The sequence below is a fragment of the Variovorax sp. Sphag1AA genome (assembly GCF_014192575.1).
Taxonomy (GTDB): Bacteria; Pseudomonadota; Gammaproteobacteria; order Burkholderiales; family Burkholderiaceae_C; genus Variovorax.
The window spans coordinates 709,420-718,079 of sequence record NZ_JACHYC010000004.1; the positions used below are offsets into that span (position 1 = coordinate 709,420).

Consider the following 8,660-nt stretch of genomic DNA (forward strand, 5'->3'; position numbering starts at 1 on the left):
CTCCTATTTGACGACCATCATTGTGAACGGCCAGACGTAGGCTTGCAGGGTCACGAAGATACCGACGAGCGATGCCAGCGCGATGGAATGGAAGAACACGTAGCGCAGGATGTCGCCCTCGTGGTTGAACCACCGCGTGGCGGTGGATGCGACCACGATCGACTGCGCATCGATCATCTTGCCCATCACGCCGCCCGAGCTGTTGGCAGCGCCCATGAGGTTTGGCGAGAGACCCAGCTGGTCGGCCGCAACCTTCTGCATGCCACCGAAGAGCACGTTCGATGCAGTGTCCGAACCAGTGAGCGCCACGCCGAGCCAGCCCATCAGGGTGCCGAAGAACGGATAGAGCACGCCAGTGTTGGCGAATGCGAGGCCCAGCGTGCTGTCGAGGCCCGAGTAGCGCGTGAGCGTGCCGAGCGCCAGCATCAGCGCGATGGTGAGCAGCGAATACTTCACCAGGTTGAGCGTGCGGCCGTAGGCGACGACGAGCTGCCCGACGCTGTACTTGGCGACCAGGCCGCCCACGATGGCCGCCAGCAGGATGCCGGTGCCCGTGGCCGACAGCAGCGTAAAGGCATAGACCGCGCCTTCCTTGGTCGGCCCCGGGACGACCGGCGGCATCTTCTCGACAAGGTTGTGCAGTCCGCCGATCGGGAAGTTCGGCGCGAAGAGGCCGTTGAGCCAGGTCTTGACCGGCGGCAGGCCCCAGATGAACACGAAGACGGTCATGATCGCCCAGGGCGTCCATGCGCGCACCAGCTCGGCCTGCGAATGAGGCGTGCGCTTGGCTGTAGCGGTGGCTGCCGGCGTGCCGCTATCGTCTTCGTGCCCCTTGAGCGATACCGAACGCCAGATGTTGCGGGGCTGCCAGACGCGCAGGAAGAGGATCAGCGACACCATCGAGACGATGGCCGCGATGATGTCCACGAGCTCCGGCCCGATGAAGTTCGAGACAAGGAACTGCGGGATGGCGAACGAGACGCCGGTCACCAGGATGGCGGGCCAGATCTCCATCATGCCCTTGCGGCCCGCGAAGGCCCAGATCAGCCAGAAGGGCACCAGCAGCGAGAAGAACGGCAACTGGCGGCCGATCATCGCGGTGACCTCCATCAGGTCATAGCCATGCACCTTGGCAAGCGTGATGACCGGGGTGCCCAGCGCGCCGAACGCGACCGGCGCGGTGTTGGCGATCAGCGAAAGGCCCGAAGCCGCCAGCGGCGAGAAGCCGAGGCCAATGAGAATCGCGGCCGTCACGGCCACCGGTGTGCCAAAGCCGGCTGCGCCCTCGAAGAACGCGCCGAAGGCAAAGGCGATCAGCAGCAGCTGGAGACGGCGGTCCTCCGTGATGTCGGAGAGCGAGTCCTGCAGCACCTTGAAGCTGCCGTTCTGCTCGGCAAGCTGCTGCAGGAAGATGATGTTCAGGACGATCCAGCCGATGGGCAAGAGGCCCGTCAGACCACCCAGGAAGGCCGCGCGGCCCGCGAGGCCGGCAGGCATGCCGAAGGCGACGATGGCAATGATCAGCGCGCTGATCAGGCCCAGCCCTGCGGCGATGTGCGCCTTCATGTGGAGGAAGCCGAGACACACCAGCATCACGACGACCGGGATGGCCGCGAGTGCCGTGGAGAGCACCATGTTCCCGAACGGGTTGTAGACCTGTTGCCATGTCATAGATGTCCGCCTTTTGTTGTCTGGAGTTGGTCGGAAGAGGCGCTGCGGATAATAGGCACCGCGTAAAGATCAGACAACCTAGGAGCCACCCCCAGTGCCAGACCTCTCCAAGATCACGAACATCGAAGACCTGCGAGCCATTGCCGAACGCCGCGTGCCGCGCATGTTCTATGACTACGCCGACTCGGGAGCCTGGACCGAAGGCACCTACCGGTCCAACGAAGAGGACTTCCAGAAGATCAAGCTTCGGCAGCGCGTCGCGGTCAACATGGAAGGCCGTTCGACCCGCACCACGATGATCGGCGAGGAAGTCGCAATGCCCGTGGCCATCGCGCCCACGGGGCTCACCGGCATGCAGCATGCGGACGGCGAGATCCTCGGCGCACGCGCTGCGAAGGCCTTCGGCGTTCCCTTCACGTTGTCGACGATGAGCATCTGCTCGCTCGAAGACATCGCGGAGGGCACGGACCGCCATCCCTTCTGGTTCCAGCTGTACGTGATGCGCGACCGCGAGTTCATCGAGGCGCTGATCGAACGTGCGAAGGCCGCGAACGTCTCCGCGCTCCAGCTCACGCTCGACCTGCAGATCCTCGGCCAGCGCCACAAGGACATCAAGAACGGCCTGACCGCGCCACCCAAGCCCACGCTGAAGAACCTCATGAACCTCGCGACCAAGCCGCGCTGGTGCATGGGCATGCTGGGCACCAAGCGCCGCACCTTCGGCAACATCGCAGGCCACGCGAAGGGCGTGAAGGACTTGTCTTCGCTGTCGTCGTGGACCGCCGAGCAGTTCGACCCCACCCTGAGTTGGGCGGACGTCGAATGGATCAAGAAGCTCTGGGGCGGCAAGCTGATCCTGAAGGGCATCATGGATGTGGAGGACGCGCGCCTCGCGGCCTCCAGCGGTGCGGATGCGCTGATCGTCTCCAACCACGGCGGACGGCAACTCGACGGAGCGCCCTCTTCCATCGCAGCACTACCGGCGATCGCCGAGGCGGTTGGCACCGAGATCGAAGTGTGGATGGACGGCGGCATCCGCAGCGGACAAGACGTGCTCAAGGCGCGTGCGCTCGGTGCGCGTGGCGTGCTCATCGGCCGCAGCTTCCTCTATGGGCTCGGCGCCTTCGGTGAAGCCGGCGTGACGCGCGCACTGCAGATCATCCACAAGGAACTCGACATCACCATGGCCTTCTGCGGCCGCACGCACGTGGACGAGGTCGACTCGAGCATCCTGCTGCCCGGCACTTTCTGATCAGGGTTACGGCGGCGGCTGACAACGCCTGCTCGTGCTGTGGGGCAAACTAGGGATTGCCCTAACAACACATAGAGAGGCGCCCTTTCATGAGCTCCGTCACATCCAGCGCGGGGTCGACCACCATCGACTCCGCGAACTCTCCACGCGCCTACACCAGCGAAGAAAAACGACATCGCATCTTTGCGATCATGGCGGCGTCGTCGGGCAACCTCGTCGAGTGGTTCGACTTCTACGTTTATGCGTTCAGCGCGCTGTACTTCGCGCCTTCGTTCTTTCCGAAGTCGGATCCGACGGCCCAGCTCCTGAACACCGCGGGCGTGTTCGCAGCCGGCTTCTTGATGCGTCCCATCGGCGGATGGCTCTTCGGCCGCGTCGCCGACCGGTATGGCCGCAGGACTTCGATGCTGATCTCGGTGACGATGATGTGTGCCGGGTCGCTCGCGATCGCATCCCTTCCCACCTACGCGGCCATCGGCGCGTGGGCGCCGTTCCTTCTGTTGATCTGCCGGCTCTTCCAGGGCCTGTCGGTAGGCGGCGAATATGGAACTACCGCAACCTACATGAGCGAGGTCGCGCTCCGCGGACAGCGCGGCTTCTTCTCGTCCTTCCAGTACGTCACGCTGATCGGCGGGCAGTTGCTCGCGGTGCTGGTGATCGTGATCCTTGAACAGCTCCTGAGCGAAGCCGAACTCAAGGCCTGGGGATGGCGCATCCCCTTCGTGATCGGTGCGATTGCCGCGGTCGTGGCGCTGTTCCTGCGTCGCACGCTTCATGAGACCCAGACGGAAGCGTCGCGGACCAACAAGGAAGCGGGCACGCTGTCGGGCATCTTCCGCCATCACAAGGCAGCGTTCTTCACCGTGCTGGGCTACACGGCCGGCGGTTCGCTGATCTTCTACACCTTCACCACGTACATGCAGAAGTACCTGGTCAACACCGTGGGCCTGCCGATCAAGACCACGAGCTACGTGATGACGTTCGCTCTCTTCGTCTACATGTGCATTCAACCGGTGTTCGGCGCGCTGTCGGACCGCATCGGGCGGCGCAACAACATGCTGCTGTTCGGGGGTCTCGGCGCGCTGTGCACCGTGCCGATCCTCACCGCACTCCAGAGTGTCTCCAGTCCGATGGTGGCCTTCGTCCTGATCATCCTGGCGCTGGCGATCGTGAGCTTCTATACATCGATCAGCGGCATCGTGAAGGCCGAGATGTTCCCGCCCGAAGTGCGCGCGCTCGGTGTCGGGCTGGCGTATGCGGTCGCGAATGCGCTGTTCGGTGGGTCAGCCGAATATGTGGCGCTGGGGCTCAAGTCGATCGGCCACGAGACTGCGTTCTACTGGTACGTCACGGCCATGATGGTGATCGCGTTCCTGGTGAGCCTGCGGCTGCCTCGGCAGGCAAGCTACCTGCACCACGATCATTGAGCGGAGTCAGGTCTCGGCTTCCCAAAGCCTTGGATAGCGGCTGACGAAGCCATCGCCGGTGATCTCCAGCAGCTCGGCATAGTCGAAGCGCGGCGAGGTGTACCAGTAGCCTGATTCGCCCCGCCGCTCGTAGCGTTGACTGAGTTCGACCAGGCTGCCGCTGTCCAGATCGAGCCACGCAGCAGGCGCATCGGCCGCCTCGCCTTCGGCGAGGTGCAGGCGCCGCAGCGGCAGCAGATTCGTTGCCGGCGTAAAGCCCAGGTCGAGATCGACGCAGTGTCCGAGGTCGGGCACGGGTGAATCGTTGAGCTTCCATGCCCCGTGCGCGTCATGCACGATGGAAAAGTCGATCTGCTCATTGCCGAGCCAGCCGCGCACCGTGCTCCACTGGGTGTGCCAGGCCCGATCGCAGCGCACCCGGTAGTGCAGTTGCGCAATGCGGCCGTCGTCATGCCGAAAGCCCGCCGCGCCATCGATCTGCCAGTTTTCGCCGTTGCGGTCGAGGCGACAGACGTCGTGCCCCGGAGCATCGAGGCGGCGCCAGAGCATGAAAGCGACGGGCTGCATACGACGCATGATGGCACTGGGTACCCGCTGTGCGCAACCCTGGGCAACCAACCAGCAGTAGCGCGACGAAAATGGCGTCCGTGACCCCCACGCCGATTCGCCGTATCGCCCATCTCGACATGGACGCCTTCTATGGATCCGTCGAATTGCTGCGCTACCCGCAGCTCAAGGGCCTGCCAGTGGTGATCGGCGGCGGGCGGCGCAAAGTCGACGAGGTCTTGCGTGATGTGCCCGACGGCGGGACGCTCGCCGATATTCCCCTTGGGGCCTTTCCCCTGCTCAAGGACTACGTCGGACGCGGCGTGATCACCACCGCGACCTACCCCGCGCGCCAGTTTGGCGTCGGATCAGCGATGGGGCTGATGAAGGCCGCGAAGCTATGTCCCCAGGCCATCATCCTGCCGGTCGATTTCGACGAATACCGGGCGTATTCCCGTCGCTTCAAGCAGGTCATCACGGAGATCGCACCGGTGATGGAAGACCGTGGCGTCGACGAGGTCTACATCGACTTCACTCACGTGGCTGGCGGACAGCGCGAGGGCGGGCGGGTGCTGGCGAGGCTCATCCAGAAGTCGATCTTCGAGGCCACGGGGCTGACATGCTCGATCGGCGTCGCGCCCAACAAGCTCATCGCGAAGATGGCGAGCGAGTTCAACAAGCCCAACGGCATCTCCGTGGTGTTCGAGAGCGATCTCGAGGGGCGCATTTGGCCGCTGCCGTGCCGCAAAGTCAACGGCATCGGCCCAAAGGCCGACGAGAAACTGCAGCGCCACGACATCCACACCATCGGCGAGCTCGCGGCACGCGATCGCGACTGGCTCATCGCAAACTTCGGCAAGGCCACTGGCGCATGGATGCACGAAGTGGCTTGGGGGCGCGACGACCGCCCCGTGGTCACGGAGAGCGAACCGGTCTCGATGAGCCGCGAGACTACCTTCGATCGGGACCTGCATGCTGTGCGGGACCGCGCCGAGCTGGGAGCCATCTTCACGCACTTGTGCGAGAAGGTGGCTGAGGATCTGCAGCGCAAGGGCTACGTGGGCAAGACCATCGGCATCAAGCTGCGCTATGACGATTTCAAGATCGCGACGCGCGATCAGACCATTGACCACTTCACGGCCGACGCCAGATCGATCCGGCAGATCGGAGGGCAGTGTCTGAAGCGAGTCCCGCTGGAACGACCGCTGAGGCTGCTCGGCGTACGCGTGGGTGCCCTGATGAAGGCGGGCGAGGTGGACGCCGCGAAGCTGGCACCCGCGAATTCGAGTAGGGGGCGCCAGGTCGCGGACGCCCTTGACGCCACGGCCCGGACGGCCTCGCTCTTCTAGCCAGGGCAGTCCGTGGTTCGGTGGCGTCAGCGTGCTGGGACGCCGTTCTGCCATTGGGGCCAGTTCGCGACGATGTGGTCCACGACGCGGCTGCCGACCAACTCGATGTTCTCCACTGTTTCTGCGAAACCGCCCGCGGTTTCCCCCGGCGCCGGGTCGAGATGCTGCAACGTGGTCTCGCGTGGATTGCCCTGGTCGAAGTTGACGGCGCCGCGCAGGCTCATCACCCGATCGGTTCCATGGGTGCGCTTGATCACAAGCGTCACCGCGGCGGCTTCCATTTCGGTGATGACATAGTCGTCCGCGCCGTACAACTTGGCGATGTACTGCGCCTGGTTCGACATGCCAGGGCCATGGAAGAACGTGTCACCCGTCATGTGCGTGCCGGTGCCGACGAATGGTGCGCGGCGCGCGGCGGCCTGTGGATAGCGAAGGCGGTAGGCGCGGGCGGAGTCCGAATCCTTCAACGGCGTGTCGGCAGAGAGCTTCATTGCCCACGCCACCAGTTCGGGATTCAGCTTGAAGCGGCGGTACTCCTCGTAGCCTTTGCGCGGCATGAAGGTTGGCTCTCCGGCCTTGTTTTCTTCGGGCGCCCAGCGATGGCCGAGGTCATAGTCGACCAGCCATGTGGCCCAGCTCACCTCCCCGATGGTGCCTCGAGAGGGCGGCGTTCCGGCCACGCCCGAAATGATGTAGTAGGTCTGCGAGAAATCGAACTTCGGATTCAGCAGGATCGCCTGCATCGAGGACGACGAATTCACCTTGCCCATGCCGAGGACCGCGCCGCAGACGCCGTCCGCGTTGCAGTACACAGGCTGTAGCGCGCCCGGAATGGTGATCGGCGTCGCGCCCTTCCAATAGCGCTCGTACCAGTGCTGGAACTCCCCGGCGCGATCGCCCGTGTTCTGCCCGATCTCAAACATCGCAGCGACAAAGACCTTGACCTTCACCGGCTCTGCCGTACGAGGCTGCGTGGTGGTAGCACAACCCGCGGTGAGCACGATGGATGCAGACAGAGCGAGAGCTCGGGTGCGATCGGACCAGATGAGCGACATAGATTTCTTTCGTTGGCAAGGAATGATGCGCGGACGCCAGCCAGCGGGGACGTACCGAAGGCCGATGCGGCGTCCTACAGCGACGGTCGAAGCGGATGAGCACTCTTTCAGGTACTCAGGCTCCACGATCGCCGTCGACCGGAATTTTCGCAAGGCCCATGCCCGCCATCGCACCGCACTTCGCTCCCGTTGCCAATGGGCTCGTGTACGTGGACTCCAGCATGCCCGGGCTTCGGCGCTTCAAGCGCGGGGCGGCCTTTCGCTATCGCGATGCGAAGGGGGCGTGGGTGCGAGATTCCGAAGAGATCGCGCGCATCCGGAGATTGGCCATCCCGCCGGCCTACAAGGATGTCTGGATCTGTCCCATTCGAAACGGGCATCTTCAGGCTACGGGCGTCGATGCGCGCGGTCGCAAGCAGTACCGGTATCACGAGGAATGGCGCGCGTTCAAGGACGAGACCAAGTTCGAACGCGTGGAGGCGTTCGGGCGCACGCTGCCCGCTATCCGCCGCAGGATTGCGCGCGATCTTCGAATCGAGCAGGGCAAGCCCTTGGGTCGCGAGTTGATCCTGGCGACGATCGTGCAACTGCTCGACACGACATTCCTGCGCGTCGGCAACGAAGAGTACGCAAGCAATGGGTCGTACGGGCTCACCACGCTTCGCAACAGACATGCAGACACGCGCGGGCGCGCCCTTGTTCTGCGCTTCCGCGGGAAGAGCGGCGTGCATCACGAGGCAAAGATTGACGATCCTCGGATCGCCAAGGTGGTTCGTCGCTGCCAGCAGCTGGCGGGGCAGGAGCTATTCCAGTACGAGGGCGATGACGGTGAGCCCAAGACCGTCTCGTCGACAGACGTCAACGACTACCTGCGCGAGATCGCCGGAGAGGACTTCAGCGCCAAAGACTTCAGGACTTGGCACGGCACGGTTCAGGCCTTGGAGATGATTCGCCTCAGATGCATGTACCCCGCCGCGAGCCCGAAGGGTCCGCCAGACCGGGTGAACATGAAGGAAGTCCTGTGCGCAGTCGCCGCTCGTCTCGGCAATACGCCTGCTGTTTGCAAGAAGGCCTACGTGCATCCGGCGGTGCTCGAACTCGCTGGAATGGTCATTTTGAATTCGACGGAATCGAGTGTGATTTGGGACTACATGGCATCCAAGGCGCGAAAGCGACGATATTTAGATGCGTCCGAGCAGCGGCTTCTCGAATTTCTCTCGGTATCGCGAATGCGCTCTTTGAGCGCAAAGTCGAAATGAGAATCCAAAAGCAAAAAGCCCAGCTGATTAGGCTGGGCTTTTTGGGGCTGTAAGAGCCTGACGATGACCTACTTTCACACGGGAACCCGCACTATCATCGG

General features: G+C 63.6%; 7 protein-coding genes. 4 read left to right on the forward strand and 3 right to left on the reverse strand.

Features of this window, described 5'->3' with window-relative positions:
- Window positions 1-3 precede the first annotated feature (3 nt).
- Window positions 4-1,671, reverse strand: coding sequence for an L-lactate permease (locus FHW64_RS19390; RefSeq protein WP_184529117.1), 1,668 nt, complete (start codon window positions 1,669-1,671; stop codon window positions 4-6).
- Between the two features lie 94 nt (window positions 1,672-1,765).
- Between FHW64_RS19390 and FHW64_RS19395 the strand changes: the two genes are divergently transcribed.
- Together FHW64_RS19395 and FHW64_RS19400 are read left to right on the forward strand one after the other, a co-directional pair.
- Window positions 1,766-2,923, forward strand: coding sequence for an alpha-hydroxy acid oxidase (locus tag FHW64_RS19395; RefSeq protein WP_184529119.1), 1,158 nt, complete (start codon window positions 1,766-1,768; stop codon window positions 2,921-2,923).
- 89 nt (window positions 2,924-3,012) lie between these two features.
- Complete coding sequence (locus FHW64_RS19400; protein WP_184529121.1) at window positions 3,013-4,350, forward strand: MFS family transporter; 1,338 nt, start codon at window positions 3,013-3,015, stop codon at window positions 4,348-4,350.
- A 6-nt stretch (window positions 4,351-4,356) separates the two neighbouring features.
- Here FHW64_RS19400 and FHW64_RS19405 read toward each other — a convergent pair whose 3' ends face one another.
- Complete coding sequence (locus FHW64_RS19405) at window positions 4,357-4,926, reverse strand: putative glycolipid-binding domain-containing protein (RefSeq protein ID WP_260305531.1); 570 nt, start codon at window positions 4,924-4,926, stop codon at window positions 4,357-4,359.
- A gap of 62 nt (window positions 4,927-4,988) precedes the next feature.
- Between FHW64_RS19405 and FHW64_RS19410 the strand changes: the two genes are divergently transcribed.
- The gene (locus tag FHW64_RS19410; RefSeq protein WP_184529123.1) at window positions 4,989-6,245 is read left to right on the forward strand and encodes a DNA polymerase IV; all 1,257 of its coding nucleotides are present in this window, start codon (window positions 4,989-4,991) and stop codon (window positions 6,243-6,245) included.
- A 26-nt stretch (window positions 6,246-6,271) separates the two neighbouring features.
- On the opposite strand, the gene FHW64_RS19415 is transcribed toward FHW64_RS19410, so the two are convergent.
- Window positions 6,272-7,300 (reverse strand): purine nucleoside permease, encoded by a 1,029-nt coding sequence (locus FHW64_RS19415; RefSeq protein WP_184529125.1) that lies wholly within the window; start codon window positions 7,298-7,300, stop codon window positions 6,272-6,274.
- Between the two features lie 158 nt (window positions 7,301-7,458).
- Here FHW64_RS19415 and FHW64_RS19420 point away from each other — a divergent pair, with 158 nt between their 5' ends.
- Window positions 7,459-8,559: a DNA topoisomerase IB gene (locus tag FHW64_RS19420; RefSeq protein ID WP_260305533.1), complete on the forward strand. Its 1,101-nt coding sequence runs from the start codon at window positions 7,459-7,461 to the stop codon at window positions 8,557-8,559.
- Window positions 8,560-8,660 lie beyond the last annotated feature (101 nt).

Bases quoted from the DNA above. Each gene is read 5' to 3' on its own strand.
- FHW64_RS19390 (WP_184529117.1), bottom strand. From the start codon at position 1,671: ATGACATGGCAACAGGTCTACAACCCGTTCGGGAACATGGTGCTCTCC.
- FHW64_RS19400 (WP_184529121.1), top strand. From the start codon at position 3,013: ATGAGCTCCGTCACATCCAGCGCGGGGTCGACCACCATCGACTCCGCG.
- FHW64_RS19405 (WP_260305531.1), bottom strand. From the start codon at position 4,926: ATGCGTCGTATGCAGCCCGTCGCTTTCATGCTCTGGCGCCGCCTCGAT.
- FHW64_RS19410 (WP_184529123.1), top strand. From the start codon at position 4,989: ATGGCGTCCGTGACCCCCACGCCGATTCGCCGTATCGCCCATCTCGAC.
- FHW64_RS19415 (WP_184529125.1), bottom strand. From the start codon at position 7,300: ATGTCGCTCATCTGGTCCGATCGCACCCGAGCTCTCGCTCTGTCTGCA.
- FHW64_RS19420 (WP_260305533.1), top strand. From the start codon at position 7,459: ATGCCCGCCATCGCACCGCACTTCGCTCCCGTTGCCAATGGGCTCGTG.